The sequence below is a fragment of the Citrobacter freundii complex sp. 2024EL-00216 genome, from assembly GCF_043945515.1.
Classification (GTDB): Bacteria; Pseudomonadota; Gammaproteobacteria; order Enterobacterales; family Enterobacteriaceae; genus Citrobacter; species Citrobacter portucalensis.
Genome location: NZ_JBIMRA010000010.1, coordinates 72921 through 96207, shown reverse-complemented (window position 1 = coordinate 96207; position 23287 = coordinate 72921). Strand labels below are relative to the sequence as shown.

Below are 23287 nucleotides of genomic sequence, written 5' to 3'. Positions count from 1 at the left end.
TCCTCTCTGCGTCGTCCCACCTTCAGGCAACAACTTAATACCTCCGGTACTAAGTCACCCTTAAAGAATAGCCAATGCTTTATCTTACTCCTGGTAAAAAATGAAACATCTGCGCTTACTCCTGTATTACGCAAAAAAAGGGGTGATTCCTCACCCCTTGATCGTTAACAAACTATTACGCCAATTGGCGCAGCATACGGCGCAATGGCTCCGCAGCCCCCCACAGCAACTGGTCGCCCACGGTAAAGGCTGACAGGAACTCCGGTCCCATGTTCAGCTTACGCAGACGGCCTACTGGCGTGGTCAGCGTGCCGGTAACGGCCGCCGGGGTTAACTCACGCATGGTGATATCCCGATCGTTTGGTACAACTTTGGCCCACGGATTGTGCGCCGCCAGCAGTTCTTCCACGGTCGGAATAGACACATCTTTTTTCAGTTTAATGGTGAACGCCTGGCTGTGGCAGCGCAGCGCGCCGACGCGCACGCACAAACCATCAACCGGGATCACGGAAGACGTGTTGAGAATTTTGTTGGTTTCCGCCTGTCCCTTCCACTCTTCACGGCTCTGACCGTTATCGAGCTGTTTGTCGATCCACGGAATCAGGCTACCGGCCAGCGGTACGCCAAAGTTATCAACCGGCAGTTCGCCGCTGCGGGACAGGGTCGTCACTTTACGTTCGATGTCGAGAATAGCAGAGGAAGGGGTCGCCAGTTCCTCGGCCACATGGCCATACAGATGACCCATCTGAGACAGCAGTTCACGCATATGGCGCGCGCCGCCGCCGGAAGCCGCTTGATAGGTCGCTACGGAAACCCAGTCAACCAGGTCATTGGCAAACAGGCCACCGAGGGACATCAGCATCAGGCTAACGGTACAGTTGCCGCCGACAAAGGTCTTAATACCTTTGTTCAGGCCGTCGGTGATGACATCCTGGTTAACCGGATCGAGAATAATGATGGCATCGTCTTTCATACGCAGCGAAGAGGCTGCATCAATCCAGTAACCCTGCCAACCGCTTTCACGAAGCTTTGGATAGATTTCGTTGGTATAATCGCCGCCCTGACAGGTCACGATGATATCGAGCGCCTTCAGCGCATCCAGATCAAAAGCGTCCTGAAGTGTGCCGGTCGCGGTGCCACCGAACGTCGGTGCCGCCTGCCCGAGCTGGGAAGTAGAAAAGAAAACAGGGCGAATGGCGTCGAAGTCACGCTCCTCAACCATGCGTTGCATGAGAACAGAGCCGACCATACCGCGCCAGCCGATAAAACCAACATTTTTCATAGCGTTTTTTCCTGCAGAGATGTGTGCTGTGTATGCTAACCAGTATCCTACTGGCCTATCCTTCACCATACAAAAAGCAGCCAAAGTCGCAAGTGAAATTAATCAATGATAGCGAAGCCATCAGTAATGCGACTTATCCCGCTGCGCAAGCAAGCAGAAAGTCCGCGGTAATTATCAGGGAATTTGAGTTATGAATGAAATCATTTCAGCGGCAGTTTTATTGATCCTGATTATGGATCCGCTCGGAAATCTGCCCATTTTCATGTCCGTATTGAAACATACCGAACCAAAACGTCGCCGCGCGATTATGATTCGCGAGCTGTTTATTGCGCTGTTGGTGATGCTGATATTCCTGTTTGCGGGCGAGAAAATTCTGGCATTTCTTAACCTGCGTGCAGAAACCGTATCGATCTCCGGGGGCATCATTTTGTTCCTGATCGCCATTAAGATGATTTTCCCCAGCGCCACCGGGAATAGCACCGGGCTTCCGGCTGGTGAAGAGCCATTTATCGTACCGCTGGCGATTCCGCTGGTCGCCGGTCCGACAATCCTGGCCTCATTAATGCTGTTGTCGCATCAGTACCCAAACCAGATGGGGCATCTGGTGATTGCGCTGCTGATCGCCTGGGGCGGTACATTCGTGATTTTGCTGCAGTCTTCGCTGTTTTTACGTCTGCTGGGAGAGAAAGGGGTTAACGCGCTGGAACGCCTGATGGGGCTGATTCTGGTGATGATGGCAACCCAGATGTTCCTCGATGGCGTGCGGATGTGGATGAAGGGGTAACGCACTCACTTTACGCCGGGTGGCGGCTTCGCCTTACCCGGCCTACGGTGTTGATATATGCTCGTGTGTAGGCCCGGTAAGCGCTAGCGCCACCGGGCAATCAGCGCCGTGAATGTGTTTGTGAGAAACACCTCAATCATTTAAGTCTCTGAAAAAGCGTATTTTCATTTCTGCGAAGCGCCTTCCGGAATACGCTCTTGTCAGCATCGCGGATTAGCATTATCTTCTCGCTGCACTTGCAAAATCAGGTGCCAGGATTGGTCCCCTGATTACCTCATTCGCGATAAAATTCACTTTTGTCGTGCGACCAGCTACACCTCAATGGTGGGCTGGACGGTGGCGTCACAAGACGCACCGGTATCCAATGAGGCCGGTAGGACCAACTCCGTTCAGCCCGCCACCAAAAGGTTGGTCCCTTCGGTGGTGGTAAATTTCACTCATTGGAGGCTGCCCTATGGCGACTACCCCTCTCTTTTCACACTCTTTATTTACCCTGCCCTTTAGCCATGTCACGGACTTCACCGAACTGGCGGATAACTGTGAGCGTTTTGTCGAAGGGCTTGTTGAATGTCATGACCCTGTTGAAAAACTGGCGATTTGTGCGCGCCTGTCGGCCTGTCTGGCACTACTACAACCAACCTTAACGGAACCTGTACCGCAGCATCTACAGGCCAGCCTGACGGTAGAAACCTTACCGACCCGCTCTCCCCTCTTTGAACCCGAACCAGATCAGATGGGGCGTTACTGCCAGCTTTTGACGCATTTACTGATGAGCAAAACGCTGTCTGACGAGATGGAACGCGTGGCGGGCGATTTACTGCAGGATTTGGTAGGCTATTTCGCCGATACGTTAAAAGCGCCGCGTTGGTTGAAAACCGAGGATGGTGTGATGGTGCTGTAAAAAAGCCGGGTGGCGGCTTTGCCTTACCCGGCCTACGGTGTCGATATGTGCTCGTTTCCAGGCCCGGTAAGCGCTAGCGCCACCGGGCAATGCCATCAGCTCAACAGCTGGAAGGCAATCATACCGACAATCGCGCCGACCGTACCGAGGATGGTTTCCATCATCGTCCAGGTCTTCAGCGTTTGCGCTTCAGTCGCACCGGTAAATTTACCGAACAACCAGAAACCAGCGTCGTTAACGTGGCTGACCACGATAGAGCCGCCCGCGATACAGATAGACAGCGCCGCCATCTGGGCACCGGAGTAGTTCAGTTGCTCAATCACTGGCATCACCAGACCGACCGCCGTTAAGCAGGCCACTGTCGCGGACCCCTGAATGATACGCACCGCCGCCGCCAGCACGAAGCAGGTGATAGCGATCGGCAAGCCCATACCGGTTAACGCTTCGCCCAGTGCAGGGCCAACGCCGGAATCTACCAGTACCTGTTTGAACACGCCGCCCGCACCAATCACCAGCAGAATAATCCCCGCTGGCTGCAGCGCATGGCCGCAGATTTCCATCACGCGGTCTTTTGGCATGCCCTGGCGCACCGCCAGACCGTAAATCGCCACCAGACAGGCAACCAGAATCGCGGTAAACGGATGACCGATAAACTCGAACCATTCGTAGGTTGAAGAACCGACCGGAACAAAGCGTGCGGCGATGGTTTTCAGACCAACCAGCACCAGCGGCAGCAGGATAAGCGATAAGCTGAAGCCAAAGGAGGGCATTTTGCCTTCGCCCAGATGCGGCTCGGAAATGTCTTCCGGTACGTGCAGCTCAACGTAACGGCTGATGAAGTTACCCCACAGCGGCCCGGCGATAATCATGCCCGGGATCGCGGCGCACAGGCCAATCAGGATCATCCAGCCAAAGTCGGCGTGCATCTGAGAGGCCAGCAGCATCGGCGCAGGCCCCGGCAGCAGGAACGCTGCGGCAGCCGCCACGCCCGCAAACAGCGGAATGACCAACTTAACCAGGTTAGTACCGGTATGGCGCGCCATTGAGAACGCTACGCTAATCAGCAGCACAATCGCCACCTCAAAGAACAGCGGCAGCGCGCAAATCAGACCGGCCAGGCCAATCGCGTAATGTGCGCGGCTATGACCGAAGGATTTCAGCATTTTGACGGCAATCTGATCGACCGCGCCGGTCTCATGCAAAATCTTGCCGAACATCGCCCCCAGCGCCACCACAATCGCCAGGAAACCGAGCGTGCCTCCCATCCCTTTTTCCATGGTCGCCGCGATTTTATCGAGCGGCATACCGGAAAAGAGACCTGCACCAATGGATACCACCATCAAAGCAACGAAGGCGTGCATACGCGCCTTCATCACTAAAAACAGCAGTAATAAAACGGACCCTACTGCTGTTAAAACAAGCGTTAATGTGCTCACTACTTACTGCCTTGGTTAATAACCTCAATGGTGCTGGCGACCACACCGTCCAGTGGTTGATCGATATCGACCACCAGTACATCGTTTTCATTCGCACCCGGTTCTTCCAGCGCTTCAAACTGGGTAACCAGCATCTGCGTTTTGAAGAAGTGGCCTTTACGCGCCTTCAGACGGCTTTCGATAACGTCAAAATCCCCTTTCAGATAAATGAAAGAGAGGTTCGGGTTACCGTCGCGCAACTGGTCGCGGTAGACTTTTTTCAAGGCAGAACAGACGATCAGCGAAACCTTGTTGGTACGCTGCATCGCAAAAGCGGCGTCATTCAGCGCCTGTAGCCACGGTTTACGGTCGTCATCGTTGAGTGGCTCACCGGAAGCCATTTTCATGATGTTGCTGCGCGGATGGAGAAAATCGCCATCAAGAAACGCGGCCTGCAGTTGATGCGCCACTTCGCTGGCGACAGCAGATTTACCGCTGCCCGATACGCCCATCAGAACGTAAACGTGGTGATCATGATTAGTCGTGCTCAAAGCGTTGCCCCCACTGGTACAAGAATCAGGAAATTGTTACGGGTAACTGTTATCGGTAACATTGTCCAGCCGGATAAATAGAGAAGCAATATCCATTCGTGCTCGAAGTGTATAAGTGTGAGCTACTTCAAACTTGTTGGCTTAAATAGATCCGCCCGGTGACAAGGTGAAACCTAAATCTAACATTTTAGGCGTGACTGCTTCACCACGAATGCGCGCCAGCAGGCGTTCTGCGCCAATGCTGCCCATCCGTTCACGTGGCGTGAGCACACTCGCCAGACGCGGCTCCATCACCTGCCCGATGTCGTGACCGTGGAATCCGGCAATCGCCATGTCATCCGGGATTTTCAGCCCTAAACGCTGGCATTCGAAAGCCGCCCCTACCGCCAGGTCATCGTTGGTACAGAAAACGCCGTCGAGCTGCGGGTATTCGCGCCGCGCCTGACGGATGAGTTCAATACCGGAGGAGTAGGAAGAAGACTGTTCCACCATCACGCTGTACGGCACCAGGTTGGCATCGCGCATTGCCTGCTCGTAGCCTCTCTGTTTGATGATAGTACGTTCATCAAGACGAGCGCCAAGATAGGCTACATGACGGTGCCCGCGGGCGATAATAGCGGCAGTCATCTGACGCGCGGCTTCGAAGTTGTCGAAACCGACGGCGATATCCAGACACGGAGACTGGCTATCCATCAGCTCAACCACCGGGATACCGGCAACTTCAATCATTTTCAGCGTACGGGGCGTATGGCTACGTTCGGTGAGGATCAGGCCATCGATATTCCACGACAGCATCGATTCCAGGCGCTCTTGTTCCATCTCAGGCTTATAGCCGTAGTGCGCGAGCATGGTTTGATAACCATGGGCGTCGGTGACAGCCTCAATGCCGCGTAGCACTTCAGCAAAAACCTGGTTAGTGAGAGACGGTAACAGCACGCCGATAGCGCGGCTGGTAGCGTTAGAAAGGATATCAGGAGCGCGATTGGGAATATAACCCAGCTCATCAAGTGCAGCGGCAATTTTGCCCCGCAGCGCCACGGAGACCTGCTCCGGGTTACGCAAAAAGCGACTGACCGTCATTTTGGTCACGCCCACGCGGTCGGCTACATCCTGAAGTACGGGTCTTTTCTTTTTCATCGTCCTGAAGCGTTAAAAAGGGATAGATTCCCCCAGTTTACCACGGACGTGCGTGAACCTTTGCAGAGAAAAAAAGGAGTTTTTATTGTGATAAATACACAAAATCATTCGAGTTGCATCAAGGCGGCGACGCAGTGAATCCCCGGGAGCGTACATTAAGTACGCGACCGGGGTGAGCGAGGAAAGCCAACACAGATGCGGCTTGAAGGATGACGTGTATTTTTATACTGGCGGCAGGTCAAACAGCAACACTTCACTGTCGCTGTCGGCATGAATAGAAATTGCCTGTTCATCCCAGATTGCCAGACCGTCGCTGGTGGTCGCTTTAGTGCCGTTAATCGTCACGTTGCCTTTTACCACCTGGATCCAAACGCGGCGTTCCGCGGCAATCTGATGCACCGACTGCTCATCTTTGACCAGTGCCCAACGGTACAGCTCCATATCCTGGTACACTTTCAGTGAACCATCACGGGCATCCGGCGACAGCACCAGTTGTTTACCCTGAGCGGCATCGAAACGACGCTGTTCATAGCGCGGAGTAATACCGTTCTCCTGCGGCATGATCCAGATCTGATACAGATGCAGCTTCTCAGTATTGCTCGGGTTGTACTCCGAGTGACGGATCCCCGTCCCGGCGCTCATAATCTGAAACTCACCTGCCGGAACCTGCTCTTTGTTGCCCATGCTGTCCTGATGCTCCACCGCGCCTTCCAGCACGTAGGTCAGGATTTCCATGTCTTTATGGGGGTGAGTACCAAATCCCTGACCTGCATCGATCACGTCATCGTTAATCACGCGCAGTGCCGAGAACCCCATAAAGTTCGGGTCATAGTAGTTGGCAAAAGAGAAGGTATGCCATGAATCAAGCCAGCCATGATTAGCATGGCCACGGTCGTTAGCTTTGCGTAAGTAGATCATTGTGTTCACCCCCAGATGTTTTCGATGGAGTAAGTGTGGACTCAATCCGTCTGGGATCATAGAGGGTGAAAATTGACTCCTCTGTTCAAAAAATATGAACAAGCCCAGAGGAGTCTGTGCAGGCTATTTGGCGAGGGTTATCGTGGCAGGCGTTGCCTGTTCAAAGGCGCGTTCGAGGATCTCCAGGTTGGTAAGAACTTCAGATTCCTTGACGTAATTAGGCGTACCGGTGGTCAGCGTCTGGTACAGCGCGTCATACACGCGACCGTAATCCCCCACTTCCGGTTTTACCTCTTCTTTTACCGTGATGCCGTCATCGTTGACGTACTCTAGCATCCCAATGGAATCATCAGCAGCGAAACCTGGCTCACCCGGCATGATATTGGCCTTCAGGCTGGTTTCCTGCTGGTCGATGCCGTACTTCACAAACGAGCCTTTGGTGCCATGGACGATAAACTTCGGATAGTCGATTTTCACCAGATGACTGGTTTTAACAATGGCTTTCAGGTCGCCGTAAAACAGCTGCGCTTCAAAGGTATCGTCCGGGCTCGCTTTGTTGCGCAGGATGCGGATGTCATAGGCCACATGATCGGGACGTCCAAACAGCGAGATAATCTGATCCATGGTGTGTACGCCCAGACCATAAAACGCGCCGTCCTGCGGCAGTCCCGGCTTGGTTTCTGCTTCAGGACGGTAGTAATCGAAATGGCTTTCAACCTCAACAATCTTGCCGAGCTTGCCGCTCTCAATGGCTTTTTTCGCGGTGAGGAAGCAGGAGTCAAAACGGCGATTCTGATACGGCGTAACGGTCAGTCCTTTGCTTCGCGCCAGTTCGAACAGCTCTTTTGCTTGCGCAAGCGTCGGCGTGAAGGGTTTCTCAACCAGCACATTTTTACCCGCTTCCAGCGCGCGTTTAGCATATTCAAAATGGCTGTCAGCATGGGTACAGACGATCACCAGTTTCACCTGCGGATCGTTTAAGATCTCGTCGAGGTCGCTGGTGAAGTGAATATGCGAATACTGCGGCGCCTGCTCTTCCGGCCTGGCGTTGCGGCGGAAAATGTGCGCGACGTGCCAGCTATTTTTGCGGTTGAGGACGTACGGCAAATGGTAGCGGGTGGTGCTTTTACCAAAACCAATAAATGCGCAGTGTAAGGTCATGAGACGATCCTTTTGAAGGTGATTGTCTACACCATAGCGCAAAGCGGCTGGAGACTGAATCCATCCTGTCATCGTGCCGGATGCGGCGTTGCCTTATCCGGCCTACCGCATTATACAGCCAAAAGATCGGGCGTAAGTGGCGTAGGCAGATTATTCACGGCCTGCGCGCAGCAACCGGAGCGTACACAGAGTACGTGAGGATTGCGAGCACAGCCCGGGATTAAGCTGGCAAGCAAACTAGCCCGAAACCCAGCCAAAAAAAAAGCCAGCAAAAGCTGGCTAAAGTAATACTGGAAGCAATGTGAGCAATGTCGTGCTTTCAGGTTCTCCGTAGGGGTTCCCCTGAACGCAGAGCAATAATAATCATTCTCATTCGCACTTGTCTACTTCTTTTTGCAAAAAAATGCAGTTGACGGATTTTTCTTTCTCAGCGAGTGTAAATGCACAATTAACCCTGCAGGAGATAAGGAATGAGTGAGATAGTGATACGCCACGCTGAACCGAAAGATTACGACGCAATTCGTCAGATCCACGCCCAGCCGGAGGTGTACCACAACACGCTACAGGTTCCTCATCCTTCTCTCGAAATGTGGCAAGCGCGGCTAACCGAGCAAGCCGGTGTCAAACAGCTGGTTGCCTGCATTGACGATATCGTCGTGGGGCATCTCTGTATTGAGGTCGCGCAGCGCCCGCGCCGCAGCCACGTGGCCGATTTTGGTATCTGCGTGGATGGCAGGTGGCACAATCGTGGCGTTGCCAGCGCGCTGATTCGTACGATGATCGACATGTGCGACAACTGGCTGCGCGTCGAGCGCATTGAGCTGACGGTATTTGTTGATAATGAGCCTGCTGTAGCAGTCTATAAGAAGTACGGCTTTGAAATCGAAGGCACCGGTAAGAAATACGGCCTGCGCAACGGTGAGTATGTTGATGCCTACTTTATGGCGCGCGTGAAATAAATTTAAGGGCGAGCCTTATCGCCCTGCTTATTGAAAGGACGCAATAGTGAAAAAGTTTCTTCCCCTGCTTTTGCTGGCCTCGCTCTCCCCTGCTTTTGCCACTACCGTACAAAATCTCGATTCCGTAGCCAGTGCTATCCAACATCCTGAAGGTAAACAGATTTTTGCTGAGCAAATGGCAGGAGCAACCCCTGCGAAAGGATTTGGTGAGCTTCCTCAGGGCTTATCTGAAAAGCAGTGGATTGCATGGGTTGCACCGAATGAAGATCCTGACAATCTGATCCTGACCGGTGCTAAATCTTGGGGAAAAGACGGTAAATATATTGGCATTGCCTGTTTCGCCGATAATAAGGCTGACGCCGAGCAAGCAAAAAAATACGCGGATAACACCTGCCCGGAAAACTACAGCAACGGGCGCGCTAATAAATTATATCTCGGCATTTTTTCCTGGCAGAAGCCGCAGCTAACGCCGATTGCACGCTCGGAAAAACCGTTAAACCAGCTCTCAGAGTGGAATAAAGCCGCTGAAAAAGAGAGCGATGATGAGTCCGTCAGACCGCTGGCTTATTATACAAAGCTGGATCTGGCACCGTACCGGATAGCACCCGATACCCTGGCATTCGGGGTGCGGGGTGGATACTCTGATGCGTATTCCGGCGGCGGCGCATTTTATGAAGTGCTGGAACTCTACACCATCAAAGACAGCAAGATAATCAACGTGTTTTCTGACCTTGTTTATTACTATTCGGACATTGCTGGAGACTGGAATAAAGACGGCACAAGGCAGCACGACATCAGCGAAAGTAAGTACATTCTCAAAATGCGCTCGGCAAAGACGCACGGATTTTATGACTTAGAGCGCGTTAGCCTACAGGATAAAAGCAGCCAAATATTCCGCTGGTCCGAATCACTGCAGCGATATGCGCCATAACCTACCGGTCAGGCCTACATCGTTCAGAACGCTGTAGGCTGTTGATATGGGTTAATAAACATCAATAAAAACTCCATTAATAACCCTCCATTATAAAATAAATAAAAATAACCCCCTTAGCTATTTATATTCGGATTCCCCTCAAGAAAATTCACTTAAAGTGAAACGTTTTATTTCCGCTATATACGAACGCCATCAGAAAGCGTAATAAAAACAAAAAGCAATTTACCGTTTTTATGACAGCAAATAATAAAAGGATAAGGATATCATGAGTGATATCGTCTATCTGATGGTTTCAGGGCAGCAGCAGGGCGATATTTCTGACGGATGTGGAATCATTGCATCCGTGGGTAACCGCTGGCAAATAGGGCACGAAGACGAAATTTTTACCTTTTCGCTCTCTAATAGTATAACCAGTACTGGCAGAGGTTCACATTTTCACGGACTGCAATTTTGCAAACTGATAGATAAAAGCACCCCATTGTTTGTAAATGCTATTAACAACAACGAGCAGTTGTATATGGAATTTTATTTCTACCGCATCAATAGGTTCGGTAGATGGGAGAAGAATTATTATATTCAACTGCGGGGAGCATTTCTATCAGCCATTCAACACCAATTCAGCGACAATAATTTAGACACAGAAACAATAACCATCAACTATGAATATATCCTCTGCAAACATCTTATTGCCAACACTGAGTTCAGCTACCTGGCGTTGCCCGAGAACTACAACCGCCTGTTTATCCCCCGCCCAAAAACACCCGCAGACAACGGCCTCAAAACGTTAAACAGCAAAGGGGTTGGCAGACTGCTTGCCGCCGGAGGTATCTACAACGGCAATATCGACGGTTTTAGGGAAACGGCGAAAAAGTTGGGGGGCGATGCGATTAAAGGATATGATCAAGTCCTGAATGAAAAAACTACAGGTGCGTTACTTGCTGCAAGTTCAATTTTGTTAGCCAGACGTTCTAGTTTTGGTTATTATCATGAGATTACCATCTATCTTGGAAAACTAAGAGGCGAACCCAAATTACTTTCTGGCGTAATCGTAAAAGAAATAAATTACACCCGAAGAAACCCAATTGAAGCAGCAGTACTACGAAAGGAATTCGATAGTACTATAAGGAAAAAGTTCATAATTGACCTTGCAAAAAAAACTATTTACGCAAATAGATTTAATTCGGGAGATTTATTAAGAATGCGTAACGGGAATGTGCCTCATAACTATAGTATTCACCATAAATTACCATTAGATGATGGAGGAACAAATAACTTTGATAATTTAGTACTAACAAAGAACGAACCCTATCACAAAATATTTATCAATATGCAATCCAATGCAACAAGAAAAATGTTACCTGGAGAAAGCAAAACAATACTCTGGGCAATCCCTTCAGGTTCAATTTACCCACTTAAGTAATATTTTAGGATTACAGAAAAAATGAAAATTGAAGACCTCCTTGTTGAATTAAAAATCATGATGGATAGCTTTGCTTACCCTATAGAAGATGCCATAAAAAGTTCATTTATTGAAAGCATCACAAAAAGAAACTCTAAAACTGAAACATCACCGATACTCAAACAATTATGTGATGAAGTCTGCATATTATGCTCTAATCAACCTGATTATTTAACATTCTTAGAAACAATGGATGGGTTTGAGTATAACGGATTAAGAATTTTCAGTCTTTCAATACCAGAACCTTTAGTTAATAACTTATTTCTAGTGAACGAATTTTATAGAAATAATGATGACTATATAAACCCTGATCTTGCAGAACGATTAGTCATTGGTGATGATAGTATTTCGTTATTCACCTATGATACTAAATCCTGTCTTTTTGAAATTAGAGACAACATCGGCACTGACAATGTATTTGGAACATTTAAATCCTATACTGAATTTTTAAATGAAATATTAGATACTGTTCGCTAATAAAAACAAGGGCGTATAATGAGAAAAATACCTTTAAATGCTTTAGAACAAAATGCAAAAAAAAATAAGCAAGAAAACATTAGGTGGTTATATATTACCAGACGAAATATTATCACAATTGGCCTCAGGAGTAATTATTGATGGTGACGATAGATTTTTTGTGTTGTTCATACCTAAAAAACTTGCAAAAGATACAGTAGACATCCTCAGAATAAGAATGAATATTTATTCTGGGGATGGTTTTGTTGAGTATGTTGGGCTTGAGCGAAAAAGTATAAAGCAAAATAATAAAGTTATGCGCTATAAGGGGAATGCTAATGATCTCTTACGAAGAAGCCATAAACAAAGCCAATAAATATCTTTACGATGAGGATGCTCCTGTCGTTATCACACTCCATGGAAGGTTTGCAGAAGGTTGGTTTTTTTGCTTCGAGTCCAGGGAATACCTTGAAACCGGAGACAACGTTGCCCGTCTGGCAGGAAACGCTCCATTCATCATCGATAAAGATAGTGGTGAAATCTTTGATTTAGGCACTGCCTGGCCGCTGGAGAAATATTTAAAAGACTACGAAGAAAGCAAAAAAACACGAAGCTAAGCTTACTCGGATGCGATTAACTATGATAACTGAAACAGAGCTTAACGTACTGAAAGTTATGGCTGAAAAAGATATTGACTGGAACTGGATAGCTTTGGATCGTGCTCTTTATACGAGAGGCGTTTCTGGATTTGGTAATGTTGCGAATATCGTAACCAATCTTGTTAATAATGGATTAGTTGATATTGTCAATAATGAGGACAAATCGAGACAGCGTTACAGGGTTTCCGAATATGGTTTTAATTTCCTCAAAAACCAGTCTGAACATGGATGGGAAGTAACGTAGCCAGACTAGTGGAGAGCAGAACCAAAGCAAGTTTATTCTACATAGCCCCCATGCTTTACCCCACTAGGAAATTTCATATGGCACAGACTTGCCGAATTTAATCGGTGTTGGAAGATTTTGCCATATTGACATCAACCCACTCAATCACATAACTGACCGTTATATAATAGATAATAACTCATTCTATAAGTTATTTATATTCAGGTTTCCCTCAATAAAATTCACTTAAAGTGAAACGTTTTATTTCTTCTATATACTAACGACATTAGAAAGCGTAATAAAAAGCAAAGATAAAAATTACCATTTTTACGACAACACGTAATAAAAGGATAAGGATGTCATGAGTGATATCGTCTATCTGATGGTTTCAGGACAACAGCAGGGTGCTATTTCTGACGGATGTGGAACCGTTGCATCTGTGGGTAACCGCTGGCAATCAGGGCACGAAGACGAGATTTTTGCTTTTTCGCTCTCTAATAGTATAACCAGTACTGGCAGAGGTTCACATTTTCACGGACTGCAATTTTGCAAACTGATAGATAAAAGCACCCCATTGTTTGTAAACGCTATTAACAACAACGAGCAGTTGTATATGGAGTTTTATTTCTACCGCATCAATAGGTTCGGTAGATGGGAGAAATATTATTATATTCAACTGCGGGGAGCATTTCTATCAGCCATTCAACACCAATTCAGCGACAATAATTTAGATACAGAAACAATAACCATCAGCTATGAATATATCCTCTGCAAACATCTTATTGCCAACACTGAGTTCAGCTACCTGGCGTTGCCCGAAAACTATAACCGCCTGTTTATCCCCAGCCCAAAAACCCCCGCAGACAACGGCCTCAAAACGTTAAACAGCAAAGGAGTTGGCAGACTGCTTGCCGCCGGAGGGATCTACAACGGGAATATCGACGGCTTCAGGGAAACGGCCGAAAAGTTGGGGGGCGATGCTCCTGCGGGTTACGAGCAGGTTATGGATAACAAAGGATTGCTGATCCTTGGTGCTTCAGTAGCTGCAGGCTTAACTATGGGAAGGATGAAATTTCCTGAATTAGAAAAACTGGAGCAGTTTGGGGCCAGGGGAACAGCATCAGGACGAACATTCGATCCTGAGCTTGCCGGAGGTCCCATAGAAAACCTAACAACTGATGGTGTCATCATAAACAGTAAAGGTATCGCTACAGTTGAGAAACATATTTCCAGGTTCATCCATGATCCTGCAAATGATGTAATGATCGGCAGGTTGAAAGACATTGAGAAAGGGAAAATGCCTCCAGAACAGGTCGATCTGAATTACTATACTCATGAATGTCGAGAATATCAGCGCTACTGTAATCTGGGATGGGAGTTTGGGCAACCTGAGGGGGATGCAGGATATAATCTATGGAATCACGCCCATACAGCCACGCTGGAAGATTACAGACTCAAGGGAACGGTTGATGACTTATACCACCAGGATGCACTTAACTATGATAACTGAAACAGAGCTTAACGTCCTGAAAGTTATGGCTGAAAAAGATATTAACTGGAACTGGATGAATCTGGATCGCACGCTATCTATGAAAAGAATCCCGGGATTCAGTAATGTCGTTAATATTGTGAATAAATTGGCTAGCGAGGGATTGGTAAATATCGAGGACAGCGGGCATAAGTCCATGCCTTACTATCGCGTATCTGAAAAAGGGTACAGGCTAATAAAGAATACAGATGCTGACAATAACGAACCATAACCACGTGAAGAATAATGCTGTTGAACCGACAAGCCCTCTCCCATCGAAGAGGGCCGTCATCCTTAGTATCCCGCCGTTAAGTCATCCACGGAACGCGGGTCGGACGCACCATACAGTGCGCCATCCGGTCCAACCATAATGCTCTGCGTGCTGCCCATCGCCTCTTTCAGCGCGACTTTCTGTCCTTTTTGCTCCAGCAGCTTGATTGTATCCGGGCTGAAGCCCTTCTCGATGCGCAGTTCATCCGGCAACCATTGATGATGGAAGCGCGGTGCGTTGGTCGCTTCGGCGACGTTCATCCCGAAATCAATGCTGTTGACCACCATTTGCAGTACGGTAGTGATGATTCGGCTTCCACCTGGGCTGCCGGTCACCAGCCAGGTTTTCCCGTCTTTTACCACGATAGTCGGCGACATCGATGACAGCGGACGCTTCTTCGGCCCAACCGCGTTAGCATCACCGCCCACCAGTCCATAAACGTTCGGCACGCCCGGCTTAGCGGAGAAGTCGTCCATTTCATTATTCAGCAGAATACCGGTGTTACCCGCCACGATGCCGGTCCCGAAGGTGGTATTCAGGGTATACGTTACCGCCACGGCATTGCCGTCTTTATCCACGACCGAGAAGTGCGTAGTCTGGTTGCTTTCATACGGGGCGAGCTTGCCCGGTTTGATCTGGCTGGAAGGCTTAGCCTTGTTGATATCAATCTGATCGGCAAGCGTTTTAGCATAGGCTTTGTTGGTCAGCGCTTGCCACGGCACTTTCACAAAATCCGGGTCGCCCAGATATTCTGAACGGTCGGCGTAAGCATATTTCTCCGCTTCAGCCATAACCTGCATAGCATCGGCGCTGCCAAACCCGTACTTCTTCATATCGAAGTTTTCGAGAATATTGAGGATCTGCACGATGTGAATACCGCCAGAGGACGGCGGCGGCATGGAGAAGACCTGATACCCGCGATAGTCACCGCTGATCGGCGTGCGCTCCACGGCTTTATAGCTGGCTAAATCCTCTTTGGTCATCAGCCCGCCGTTCTTCTGCATTTCCCCGGCTATCTGATCGGCAATCGCCCCTTTATAAAACGCATCCGGACCATTCTCGGCAATCATTTCCAGACTTTTCGCCAGATTCTTTTGCACCAGCTTATCGCCCTTTTTCAGCGGCTCGCCGTCCTTCCAGAAAATGGCTTTGCTGTTCTCGTGATTAGGGAGCACCTCGCTGCCATAGGTTTTCAGATCGTCGGCCAGCGCGTCATTAACCACAAAGCCCTCTTCCGCCAGCTTCATCGCCGGGCGCACCACTTTGTTCAGCGGCATCGTGCCGTATTTCTCCAGCGCCAGCGAGAAACCCGCCACTGTACCCGGCGTACCGGATGCCAGATGCGACGTCAGCGACTTTTTCGCATCGGCGTTGCCCTGCTCATCGAGGAACATGTCACGGGTCGCGCCAGCAGGCGCCATTTCACGAAAATCGATCGCTGTGGTGTTACCGTCTTTGGTACGCAGCAGCATAAAACCACCGCCGCCCAGATTGCCCGCCTGGGGATGCGTCACCGCCAGCGCATAGCCAACGGCCACGGCGGCATCAACGGCATTCCCACCCTGTTTAAGAATGTCCACACCAACCTGGGTAGCTAAAGCATCCACAGAGGCCACCATTCCGTGCTTAGCGCGTACGGGATGGAACACATCTTCCTCGACTCCGTAAGATACCGGCGGTGGCGCAGCCGGCGCGGCAGCAACGCTAAAACAACTTCCTGAGAGCAGAGCAGCAATGGCTACCCGGCGTAAAAACGTCGGTTTTATCATCGTTATTCTCCAGATGTATGGGGGTCGGCCCCCACTAAGCCTGGTGCATAACTCTGAAATAATCATCGTAACGGCGAGAAAGGAGTAAACTTAAGAGATCCCCGAGAGGAGAAAAGCGATGAAACGACTCTTACTTTTAGCCATGCTGTTGCCGTTTGCAGGCTTTACACAGCCCATCAACACCATGAATAACCCGAACCAACCCGGTTATCAGATCCCGAGTCAGCAGCGTATGCAAACCCAAATGCAAACGCAGCAAATTCAGCAGAAAGGGATGCTCAACCAACAGTTGCAAACCCAGACGCGTATGCAGCAACAGCATATGGAAAACCAAATTAACACCAACTCCCAGCGGGTCCTTCAGTCTCAGCCAGGCGAGTTGAATCCCAGCCAGCAGCAAATGCTGCCCAACAGCAACGGTGGGATGTTGAGTGGAACCCGTAACCCGGACAGCTCTCTGAATAAGCAACATATGCTGTCAGAGAAAAAGAACGGCGACATGCTGAAGCCCTCCAGCACGCCGCAGCCTAACGTTCCGTTAAAAACGATTGGGCCTTAAAAAGGTTGGAAATCCGGACCAATCGTATCAATGGCATCGGTACAGATGCAGTCCACGCCCCAGCGCAGCAGTTCCGCCGCGCGCTGGGGTCGGTTGACGGTATATACCAGAATACGTAGCCCCGCATCACGCAGCGCATCCACACGCGCTTCATCCAGCAGTTTGTGATTAAGATGAATAGAGACGCAGCCAAGCCGCGTGGTCAGCTCGCGCCAGTCCTCGCGCCATTCATCAAGCAGCAAGCCTCTCGGCAGTTCAGGTACCGCCTGCTGCGCCGCTTCAAGTGCATCAATTTCAAAGGATGACAATAGTGGCGGCGTCATTCCCGCCCACAGTTCCCGCGCGGCCAGCGCCACGACTTTGCCGGTTAACGTTCCGGTACCGGTTGTGGGTTTAATTTCAATATTCGCCATCATACCGTGCTGACGGCAGCGCTCGGCCACTTGCGAGAGCAGCGGCAGCGGTTCACCGTTAAACTCACCGCTAAACCAGCCGCCGGCGTCCACGCGCAATAAATCCTGCCAGTTCAGCTCGCCTGCCACGCCCCAGCCGTTGCTGGTTCGCTCCAGGTTGTCGTCATGCAGTAAGAAGATCTCACCGTCTTTCGACAATTTAGCGTCAAACTCGATCATGGTATGCCCGTATCGCGCCCCCACGTCGATCGCCGCCAGGGTGTTTTCCGGGGCCAGCTTACCGCCGCCACGATGGGCGACAATATGGGGGTAAGGCCAGTTACTCATACGCGTTGTCCTGTTTCGCCATCAAAAAGATGCAGATGATTTTCCGGCAGATGCAGCCACAGCGTGCTGCCTGCCGTTGGGCGATGCTGATGCGCCAGTCGCACCACCAGCTTTTGCTCGCCCCAGCGTCCGTGTGCCAGGTTATCTGCGCCCAGCATTTCCAGTGTATCAACAACCAACGGCACGCCACCTTCGGCCTGCGAGCTTAGCGCAATATGCTCTGGGCGGATACCCAACGTCATTTTACGCCCAATAGACTCTCTCGCGCTTCTGCCGATGGGTAGTGTCATGCCCCCCTCCAGTTCAAAATGGGTGCCCGAGGTACTGATGCACCCGTCCAGCAGGTTCATCGCCGGGCTGCCGATAAAACTCGCCACAAAGCGGCTGGCAGGCTTTTCATACACCTCAACCGGTGTACCTATCTGCTCGGCAATGCCTTTGTTCATCACCATCACCCGTTGGGCGAGGGTCATCGCTTCAACCTGGTCGTGCGTCACGTATAGCGAAGTGGTTTTCAGGCGGCGATGCAGATGTTGTAACTCCAGACGCATCTGCACGCGCAGCTTGGCATCGAGGTTAGAAAGCGGCTCATCGAACAGGAATACCGCTGGGTCACGCACAATCGCTCGCCCCATCGCTACGCGCTGGCGCTGACCGCCAGAAAGTTCGCGCGGACGACGTTTGAGCAGCTCACCCAGCTCGAGAATACGCGCCGCCTCATTTACCCGTTCAGCAATGTGCTCCTTGCCCATCCCGCGGATTTTCAGCCCCCAGGCCATGTTTTCTTCCACGCTCATATGCGGGTAGAGCGCGTAGTTTTGAAAGACCATCGCAATGCCGCGATCCTTCGGCTCCATCTCGGTGACGCGTTTATTATCAATCCAGATATCGCCACCGCTCACCCGCTCCAGCCCAGCCACCATCCGCAGCAGCGTAGACTTTCCGCAGCCGGATGGGCCAACCATCACGATAAATTCCCCGTCCGCGACGTCCAGCGTCAGCGGTTTAATCACCTGGGTTTTGCCGTCCCAGCTTTTGGTTACTGCCTGTAGTTTTAAACCAGCCATTTTTATTTCTCACTATCGACCAGACCGCGTACGAAGGCACGCTGCATGGCTAACACGATGATTACCGGAGGGATAAGCGTCAGCAGCATGGCTGCCATTACCTGATTCCATTGGGTGGTGCCTTCACCAGTGGCAATCATGCCTTTGATACCCGCCACCGCAGTGCCCAAATTGACGTCGGTAATAATTAACAACGGCCACAAATACTGGTTCCAGCCGTAGATAAAGGTGATAACGAACAGCGCCGCCAGATTGGTTTTTGACAGTGGTAGTACGATATCGCGGAAAAAACGCATCGGTGACGCACCGTCAATTCGCGCCGCCTCAACCAGCTCATCCGGCAGGGTCATAAAGAACTGTCGGAACAGGAAGGTCGCAGTAGCCGATGCCATCAACGGCAGCGTCAGACCCGCATAGCTGTCGAGCATTTTCAGGTTGGCGATAACCTCCACTGTGGGGAAGATTCGCACCTCAACCGGCAGCATCAGGGTGATAAAAATCATCCAGAAGAACAGGTTGCGCAGCGGAAAACGGAACCAGACGATGGCGAATGCGGAGAGCATGGAGACGGTGATTTTCCCTACCGTAATACTGAACGCCATGATGAAGCTGTTAAGCATCATCAACCAGAACGGCGCGCTGTTGACGCCCACACCGTTGACCCAGATGTATTTCATGTTCTCCAGCAACTGCGTGCCGGGAACCAGCGTCATCGGCGTTTCAAACACCGCTTTGTTGTCCAGCGTCGCCGCAACAAACGCGACGTACAGCGGAAACAGGATCACCATGATCCCCATAATCAACATGGCATGGCTGAATATTGTCAGCCCACGACGGTTCTCAATCATTGGTAACGCACCTTACTTTCCACATAGCGGAACTGCACCACCGTCAAAATAATGACCAGGAACATCAGCACCACCGATTGTGCGGCGGAAGAAGCCAGATCCAACCCGACAAACCCTTCACGGTAGATCTTATAAATCAGCGTGGTCGTCGCCTGCACCGGCCCACCCGCCGTGGCGGCATCAATAACCGGGAAGGTATCAAAGAAGGCATAAACCAGATTCACCACCAGCAGAAAGAAGCTGACCGGGGCTATCAACGGCAGCGCCAGCTTAAAGAAGCGGCGAACCGGCCCTGCGCCATCAATCGCAGCAGCTTCGATCAGCGATCGCGGGATAGACTGCAGTGCGGCAAAGAAGAACAGGAAGTTGTAACTAATCTGCTTCCAGACCGACGCGAACACCACCAGAAACATTGCCTGACCGCTGTTTTGCGCATGGTTCCAGTCATAGCCAAACTCACCGAGAAAATGGGTAATCAGCCCGCGTCCTGGGTTAAACAGGAAGATCCACAATACGGCGGCGACGGCGGGCGCAACGGCATAAGGCAACAACATCAGCGTCTGGTAAAAACGGCTGCCGCGCACCACGTAATTCACCAGCGCCGCAAAAAATAACGACACTAGCAGACCGCTTACCGTGACTAACGTACTGAACCTAATGGTGGTCCAGAATGAGTCGAGGTAGTACGGGTCATGAAACAGCGCGACAAAGTTTTCCAGTCCGACAAACTGGCTGGAAAGACCAAACGGATCAACGGATTGTAGCGAGTACCACAGCGCTTCACCGGCGGGCCAGATAAAGAAAATAACGGTGATAACCAGCTGCGGAGCTACCAACAAATAGGGAAGCCAACGCGAGCGGAATACCGGACGGGATGAAGACATGTAGGTTCTTTCCTGGAAGGTGCCGGATGGCGGTGCAAACACCTTATCCGGCCTACAAACTACGAACTTGTAGGCCTGATAAGCGCAGCGCCATCAGGCACTTATACACTTAAGACTTGGTCGATTGCTCAAAGCGGCGCAGTAACTGATTGCCACGCTCAACGGCGGCGTCCAGTGCCTGCTGCGGGGTTTTCTTCCCGGTCCAGACGCTTTCCAGCTCTTCATCCACAATGGTGCGGATCTGCGGCATATTGCCCAAACGCAGCCCTTTGGTGAACGGCAACGGCGGCTTGTTCAGCATCTGGCGGGTGGCGATATCAGCCCCAGGGTTCTTCTCATAGAAGCCCTGTTCACGGGTCAGGTCGTAGGCAGCGGTGGTGATCGGCAGATAGCCGGTCTTCTGGTGCCATTCGGCAGCAATTTCAGGCTTCGCCAGGAAGTTGAGGAACTGCGCCACGCCTTCGTAGGTTGCTTTGTCTTTACCCTGCATCACCCACAGGCTGGCCCCACCGATAATCGCATTCTGCGGCGCGCCCTTCACATCGGCATCGTACGGCATCATTCCGACGCCATAATTGAATTTAGCGTAGTGACGGATGTCGGCCAGCGAACCGGAAGAGGCGGTGGTAATGGCACAATCCCCGTTGTAGAACTTCTCAGTGGATTCGTCCTTACGCCCGAAGTAGCTGAAATCACCTTTTTTGTTCAACTCTTCCAGCAGAGCGATGTGTTTCACCTGTTCCAGTTTATTGAACTCCAGCACCGCGTCGGTACCGTCAAAGCCATTGTTTTTGGTTGCTACCGGCAGACCGTTCCAGGCGCTGAAGTTTTCAATCTGAATCCATCCCTGCCAGCCGCTGGCGTAACCGCACTTCATGCCTGCGGCTTTCAGCTTCGCGGTATATTCCGCCAGATCCTGCCAGGTTTTCGGCGGCTGCTCCGGGTCTAAACCGGCTTTTTTGAAGGCATCTTTGTTGTAGTACAGCACCGGAGTGGAGCTGTTAAACGGCTGGGAGAGCAAGTGTCCGCTTTTAGAGTCGGTGTAGTAACCGGAAACGGTCGGTACGAACTGAGACTCATCGAAGTTAATGCCAGCCTCTTTGAATACTTCATAGACCGGTTTAATGGCTTTTGAGGCCATCATGGTTGCCGTACCCACTTCATAAACCTGCAGCAGCGCAGGCGCATTTCCGGTACGGAAAGCAGCAATTCCTGCACTCAGGCTCTGCTCGTAGTTGCCTTTGTACTGCGGAACAATTTTGTAGTCGGGATTGGCGGCATTAAAACGTTGCGCCAGTGAATCAACTTCTTTACCCAGTTCGCCTTCCATTGAGTGCCAGAACGGGATAGTGGTGACCGCCAGTGCCTGACCTGCAAATGCCAGGCTAAGTGCCAGTCCTAAAGCTGTATGTCGTAACGATATCATCGGTTATCTCTCTTGTTGTGCCGGATGCGCGATATCACGCGTTTTATGCTCGCGGGGGTAACATGACATGCTCGAATGACAGAAAAATAACTTTTTTATTACAAAAAAAAGATAGTAAGGCGACAAACAGATGGCAAGGCGGTGAAAGCGTAGTGACAGGAAAATGCGGGGTGGTGCACAACAAAGCCGGATATCGCTATACCTTCTCCGGCCTGGATGGCGTTATCGGCTGCTCCAGCAAGGAAGATTAATCCCGACGCCAGCGTCGCTCATATTCATTCTGTAAACGCTGCTGCTCTCGCCGCTCACGTTCACGTTGGATATCCGATTTATCATCATCCCAGCCAGGGCATACCGAGCTGGTAAATACTTCGCAGGGCGAGTCGGATTGCGCTAACGGGTTGTCCGGTTTCTCTTCCCAGATAGCGGGATCGCGCGGGTCAAACGCTGGCGGTGTTGAGGCCTGGGTGGTTAGTGAAAGCGTCAAAAACAAACTGCCAATCATCATGCAGGTACCTGAACGAATCATCCTTTCTCCATGTTCATTTTTATTATTGATAACTATTCTCAATAATAACATAGAGCAATAAAAAGGGGCCACAGCGGGCCCCTTGTCTATTCAGATAATGATTAACCGCCCAGATACGCACTACGCACCGCTTCGTTAGCCAGTAACGCATCACCGGTGTCTTCCAGCACCACATGACCGTTTTCCAGCACGTAGCCGCGATCGGCGAGCTTCAGCGCCTGGTTAGCGTTCTGTTCGACGAGGAAGATGGTCATCCCCTGCTCGCGCAGCTGTTCGATGGTGTTAAAAATCTGCTGGATGATAATCGGCGCCAGACCCAGCGACGGTTCATCAAGCAGCAGCAGCCTCGGCTGGCTCATCAGCGCACGGCCTATCGCCAGCATCTGCTGTTCACCGCCGGACATCGTTCCCGCACGCTGAATACGACGCTCATGCAGACGGGGAAACAGGTCATACACCCATTTGATGCGTTCCTGAAACTGGTCCTTTTCGGCAAAGAAGCCGCCCATCGCCAGGTTCTCTTCCACCGTCATGCGGGAAAACACGCGACGCCCTTCCGGCACAATCGCTACCGCTTCGCGCATGATTTTCGCCGTCTGCCAGTCGGTAATGTCTTTACCATCAAAGACGATTCGCCCGCTGGTCGCTCGCGGGTCGCCACACAATGTGCCGAGCAGCGTGGTTTTTCCCGCGCCGTTAGCACCAATCAGAGTAACGATTTCACCCTGGTTGATATACAAGCTGACATCGTGCAGCGCCTGTATCTTGCCGTAGTGGGCGTTGACTTTGTCGAACGATAACATCGCCTTATCCATATTAATCCTCGC

The 23287-nt window shown here is 50.7% G+C and carries 26 protein-coding genes and 1 pseudogene; 13 read left to right on the top strand and 14 right to left on the bottom strand.

The window, feature by feature from the left end; translation table 11 throughout:
- Positions 1 to 175: 175 nt before the first annotated feature.
- Positions 176 to 1282 carry an aspartate-semialdehyde dehydrogenase gene (gene asd / locus ACHHZ7_RS14850; protein WP_003827614.1) on the bottom strand — a complete coding sequence of 369 codons (1107 nt, stop codon included), beginning with the start codon at positions 1280 to 1282 and terminating at the stop codon, positions 176 to 178.
- Between the two features lie 190 nt (positions 1283 to 1472).
- Between asd and yhgN the strand changes: the two genes are divergently transcribed.
- The 3 genes and pseudogenes from yhgN to ACHHZ7_RS14835 form a co-directional block, all read left to right on the top strand.
- Complete coding sequence (gene yhgN / locus ACHHZ7_RS14845) at positions 1473 to 2066, top strand: NAAT family transporter YhgN (RefSeq protein ID WP_003023480.1); 594 nt, start codon at positions 1473 to 1475, stop codon at positions 2064 to 2066.
- Positions 2067 to 2520: 454 nt separating this feature from the next.
- The gene (locus ACHHZ7_RS14840; RefSeq protein WP_060682882.1) at positions 2521 to 2967 is read left to right on the top strand and encodes a hypothetical protein; all 447 of its coding nucleotides are present in this window, start codon (positions 2521 to 2523) and stop codon (positions 2965 to 2967) included.
- Positions 2961 to 3140, top strand: a pseudogene (locus ACHHZ7_RS14835) (MarC family protein); the annotation flags it as partial. The gene ACHHZ7_RS14840 and the pseudogene ACHHZ7_RS14835, both read left to right, overlap by 7 nt.
- Here ACHHZ7_RS14835 and gntU read toward each other — a convergent pair.
- From gntU to ACHHZ7_RS14810, 5 genes are all read right to left on the bottom strand, one after another.
- A complete protein-coding gene (gene gntU, locus ACHHZ7_RS14830) occupies positions 3063 to 4403 on the bottom strand; it encodes a gluconate transporter (protein ID WP_060682883.1) in 1341 nt (446 codons plus the stop codon). The pseudogene ACHHZ7_RS14835 and the gene gntU sit on opposite strands and share 78 nt — an antisense overlap.
- The gene (gene gntK / locus ACHHZ7_RS14825) at positions 4403 to 4933 is read right to left on the bottom strand and encodes a gluconokinase (RefSeq protein ID WP_003023475.1); all 531 of its coding nucleotides are present in this window, start codon (positions 4931 to 4933) and stop codon (positions 4403 to 4405) included. The genes gntU and gntK overlap by 1 nt, the downstream gene beginning before the upstream one ends.
- A gap of 141 nt (positions 4934 to 5074) precedes the next feature.
- Entirely contained in the window at positions 5075 to 6070 is a 996-nt protein-coding gene (gene gntR, locus ACHHZ7_RS14820) for a gluconate operon transcriptional repressor GntR (RefSeq protein WP_008786351.1), read from the bottom strand.
- 222 nt (positions 6071 to 6292) lie between these two features.
- On the bottom strand, positions 6293 to 6988 hold the full coding sequence (gene yhhW / locus ACHHZ7_RS14815; RefSeq protein ID WP_003023472.1) for a quercetin 2,3-dioxygenase: 696 nt from the start codon (positions 6986 to 6988) through the stop codon (positions 6293 to 6295).
- 123 nt (positions 6989 to 7111) lie between these two features.
- Complete coding sequence (locus tag ACHHZ7_RS14810; RefSeq protein ID WP_060682884.1) at positions 7112 to 8149, bottom strand: oxidoreductase; 1038 nt, start codon at positions 8147 to 8149, stop codon at positions 7112 to 7114.
- Positions 8150 to 8619: 470 nt separating this feature from the next.
- Between ACHHZ7_RS14810 and yhhY the strand changes: the two genes are divergently transcribed.
- The 9 genes from yhhY (at position 8620) to ACHHZ7_RS14765 (ending at position 14599) form a co-directional block, all read left to right on the top strand.
- Positions 8620 to 9108, top strand: coding sequence for an N-acetyltransferase (gene yhhY, locus ACHHZ7_RS14805; RefSeq protein WP_008786353.1), 489 nt, complete (start codon positions 8620 to 8622; stop codon positions 9106 to 9108).
- Between the two features lie 46 nt (positions 9109 to 9154).
- Positions 9155 to 10039 (top strand): hypothetical protein, encoded by an 885-nt coding sequence (locus tag ACHHZ7_RS14800; RefSeq protein ID WP_060682885.1) that lies wholly within the window; start codon positions 9155 to 9157, stop codon positions 10037 to 10039.
- A 268-nt stretch (positions 10040 to 10307) separates the two neighbouring features.
- Positions 10308 to 11462: a type VI secretion system tube protein TssD gene (gene tssD, locus ACHHZ7_RS14795; protein WP_060682886.1), complete on the top strand. Its 1155-nt coding sequence runs from the start codon at positions 10308 to 10310 to the stop codon at positions 11460 to 11462.
- Between the two features lie 21 nt (positions 11463 to 11483).
- Positions 11484 to 11978 carry a YrhA family protein gene (locus ACHHZ7_RS14790; RefSeq protein WP_060682887.1) on the top strand — a complete coding sequence of 165 codons (495 nt, stop codon included), beginning with the start codon at positions 11484 to 11486 and terminating at the stop codon, positions 11976 to 11978.
- Positions 11979 to 12030: 52 nt separating this feature from the next.
- Entirely contained in the window at positions 12031 to 12333 is a 303-nt protein-coding gene (locus ACHHZ7_RS14785) for a hypothetical protein (RefSeq protein ID WP_225623073.1), read from the top strand.
- The gene (locus tag ACHHZ7_RS14780) at positions 12296 to 12574 is read left to right on the top strand and encodes a YrhB domain-containing protein (protein ID WP_060682888.1); all 279 of its coding nucleotides are present in this window, start codon (positions 12296 to 12298) and stop codon (positions 12572 to 12574) included. The genes ACHHZ7_RS14785 and ACHHZ7_RS14780 overlap by 38 nt, the downstream gene beginning before the upstream one ends.
- Before the next feature lie 22 nt (positions 12575 to 12596).
- Positions 12597 to 12860 (top strand): hypothetical protein, encoded by a 264-nt coding sequence (locus tag ACHHZ7_RS14775; protein ID WP_060683760.1) that lies wholly within the window; start codon positions 12597 to 12599, stop codon positions 12858 to 12860.
- A 340-nt stretch (positions 12861 to 13200) separates the two neighbouring features.
- Positions 13201 to 14349, top strand: a complete 1149-nt coding sequence (gene tssD / locus ACHHZ7_RS14770; RefSeq protein WP_032945241.1) for a type VI secretion system tube protein TssD — start codon at positions 13201 to 13203, stop codon at positions 14347 to 14349.
- Positions 14339 to 14599: a hypothetical protein gene (locus tag ACHHZ7_RS14765; protein ID WP_008786356.1), complete on the top strand. Its 261-nt coding sequence runs from the start codon at positions 14339 to 14341 to the stop codon at positions 14597 to 14599. The genes tssD (ACHHZ7_RS14770) and ACHHZ7_RS14765 overlap by 11 nt, the downstream gene beginning before the upstream one ends.
- Positions 14600 to 14661: 62 nt before the next feature.
- Here the strand turns inward: ACHHZ7_RS14765 and ggt are convergent, their stop codons facing one another.
- The gene (gene ggt / locus ACHHZ7_RS14760; protein ID WP_048215387.1) at positions 14662 to 16407 is read right to left on the bottom strand and encodes a gamma-glutamyltransferase; all 1746 of its coding nucleotides are present in this window, start codon (positions 16405 to 16407) and stop codon (positions 14662 to 14664) included.
- 118 nt (positions 16408 to 16525) lie between these two features.
- On the opposite strand from ggt, the gene ACHHZ7_RS14755 reads away from it, so the two are divergent.
- A complete protein-coding gene (locus tag ACHHZ7_RS14755) occupies positions 16526 to 16966 on the top strand; it encodes a DUF2756 family protein (protein ID WP_032945243.1) in 441 nt (146 codons plus the stop codon).
- On the opposite strand, the gene ugpQ is transcribed toward ACHHZ7_RS14755, so the two are convergent.
- The 7 genes from ugpQ to livF form a co-directional block, all read right to left on the bottom strand.
- On the bottom strand, positions 16963 to 17706 hold the full coding sequence (gene ugpQ, locus ACHHZ7_RS14750) for a glycerophosphodiester phosphodiesterase (RefSeq protein ID WP_060682891.1): 744 nt from the start codon (positions 17704 to 17706) through the stop codon (positions 16963 to 16965). The genes ACHHZ7_RS14755 and ugpQ overlap by 4 nt on opposite strands.
- A complete protein-coding gene (locus ACHHZ7_RS14745; protein ID WP_008786359.1) occupies positions 17703 to 18773 on the bottom strand; it encodes a sn-glycerol-3-phosphate import ATP-binding protein UgpC in 1071 nt (356 codons plus the stop codon). The genes ugpQ and ACHHZ7_RS14745 overlap by 4 nt, the downstream gene beginning before the upstream one ends.
- A 2-nt stretch (positions 18774 to 18775) precedes the next feature.
- On the bottom strand, positions 18776 to 19621 hold the full coding sequence (ugpE, locus tag ACHHZ7_RS14740) for a sn-glycerol-3-phosphate ABC transporter permease UgpE (protein ID WP_003023450.1): 846 nt from the start codon (positions 19619 to 19621) through the stop codon (positions 18776 to 18778).
- Complete coding sequence (gene ugpA, locus ACHHZ7_RS14735; protein WP_060682892.1) at positions 19618 to 20505, bottom strand: sn-glycerol-3-phosphate ABC transporter permease UgpA; 888 nt, start codon at positions 20503 to 20505, stop codon at positions 19618 to 19620. The genes ugpE and ugpA overlap by 4 nt, the downstream gene beginning before the upstream one ends.
- A gap of 109 nt (positions 20506 to 20614) precedes the next feature.
- The gene (gene ugpB / locus ACHHZ7_RS14730) at positions 20615 to 21931 is read right to left on the bottom strand and encodes a sn-glycerol-3-phosphate ABC transporter substrate-binding protein UgpB (protein WP_060682893.1); all 1317 of its coding nucleotides are present in this window, start codon (positions 21929 to 21931) and stop codon (positions 20615 to 20617) included.
- Positions 21932 to 22178: 247 nt separating this feature from the next.
- Positions 22179 to 22460 (bottom strand): hypothetical protein, encoded by a 282-nt coding sequence (locus ACHHZ7_RS14725; protein WP_003827582.1) that lies wholly within the window; start codon positions 22458 to 22460, stop codon positions 22179 to 22181.
- A 101-nt stretch (positions 22461 to 22561) separates the two neighbouring features.
- A complete protein-coding gene (gene livF, locus ACHHZ7_RS14720) occupies positions 22562 to 23275 on the bottom strand; it encodes a high-affinity branched-chain amino acid ABC transporter ATP-binding protein LivF (protein WP_003827581.1) in 714 nt (237 codons plus the stop codon).
- Between the last annotated feature and the right edge of the window lie 12 nt (positions 23276 to 23287).

Coding starts and splice junctions, on each gene's coding strand:
- ugpE (WP_003023450.1), bottom strand. CDS start 19,621: ATGATTGAGAACCGTCGTGGGCTGACAATATTCAGCCATGCCATGTTG.
- ACHHZ7_RS14755 (WP_032945243.1), top strand. CDS start 16,526: ATGAAACGACTCTTACTTTTAGCCATGCTGTTGCCGTTTGCAGGCTTT.
- gntR (WP_008786351.1), bottom strand. CDS start 6,070: ATGAAAAAGAAAAGACCCGTACTTCAGGATGTAGCCGACCGCGTGGGC.
- ACHHZ7_RS14840 (WP_060682882.1), top strand. CDS start 2,521: ATGGCGACTACCCCTCTCTTTTCACACTCTTTATTTACCCTGCCCTTT.
- tssD (WP_060682886.1), top strand. CDS start 10,308: ATGAGTGATATCGTCTATCTGATGGTTTCAGGGCAGCAGCAGGGCGAT.
- ACHHZ7_RS14725 (WP_003827582.1), bottom strand. CDS start 22,460: ATGATTCGTTCAGGTACCTGCATGATGATTGGCAGTTTGTTTTTGACG.
- livF (WP_003827581.1), bottom strand. CDS start 23,275: ATGGATAAGGCGATGTTATCGTTCGACAAAGTCAACGCCCACTACGGC.
- yhhY (WP_008786353.1), top strand. CDS start 8,620: ATGAGTGAGATAGTGATACGCCACGCTGAACCGAAAGATTACGACGCA.
- ugpB (WP_060682893.1), bottom strand. CDS start 21,931: ATGATATCGTTACGACATACAGCTTTAGGACTGGCACTTAGCCTGGCA.
- asd (WP_003827614.1), bottom strand. CDS start 1,282: ATGAAAAATGTTGGTTTTATCGGCTGGCGCGGTATGGTCGGCTCTGTT.
- ACHHZ7_RS14765 (WP_008786356.1), top strand. CDS start 14,339: ATGATAACTGAAACAGAGCTTAACGTCCTGAAAGTTATGGCTGAAAAA.
- ACHHZ7_RS14790 (WP_060682887.1), top strand. CDS start 11,484: ATGAAAATTGAAGACCTCCTTGTTGAATTAAAAATCATGATGGATAGC.
- tssD (WP_032945241.1), top strand. CDS start 13,201: ATGAGTGATATCGTCTATCTGATGGTTTCAGGACAACAGCAGGGTGCT.
- ACHHZ7_RS14780 (WP_060682888.1), top strand. CDS start 12,296: ATGATCTCTTACGAAGAAGCCATAAACAAAGCCAATAAATATCTTTAC.
- ugpQ (WP_060682891.1), bottom strand. CDS start 17,706: ATGAGTAACTGGCCTTACCCCCATATTGTCGCCCATCGTGGCGGCGGT.
- yhhW (WP_003023472.1), bottom strand. CDS start 6,988: ATGATCTACTTACGCAAAGCTAACGACCGTGGCCATGCTAATCATGGC.
- ACHHZ7_RS14785 (WP_225623073.1), top strand. CDS start 12,031: ATGCAAAAAAAAATAAGCAAGAAAACATTAGGTGGTTATATATTACCA.
- yhgN (WP_003023480.1), top strand. CDS start 1,473: ATGAATGAAATCATTTCAGCGGCAGTTTTATTGATCCTGATTATGGAT.
- ACHHZ7_RS14775 (WP_060683760.1), top strand. CDS start 12,597: ATGATAACTGAAACAGAGCTTAACGTACTGAAAGTTATGGCTGAAAAA.
- ugpA (WP_060682892.1), bottom strand. CDS start 20,505: ATGTCTTCATCCCGTCCGGTATTCCGCTCGCGTTGGCTTCCCTATTTG.
- ggt (WP_048215387.1), bottom strand. CDS start 16,407: ATGATAAAACCGACGTTTTTACGCCGGGTAGCCATTGCTGCTCTGCTC.
- ACHHZ7_RS14810 (WP_060682884.1), bottom strand. CDS start 8,149: ATGACCTTACACTGCGCATTTATTGGTTTTGGTAAAAGCACCACCCGC.
- ACHHZ7_RS14745 (WP_008786359.1), bottom strand. CDS start 18,773: ATGGCTGGTTTAAAACTACAGGCAGTAACCAAAAGCTGGGACGGCAAA.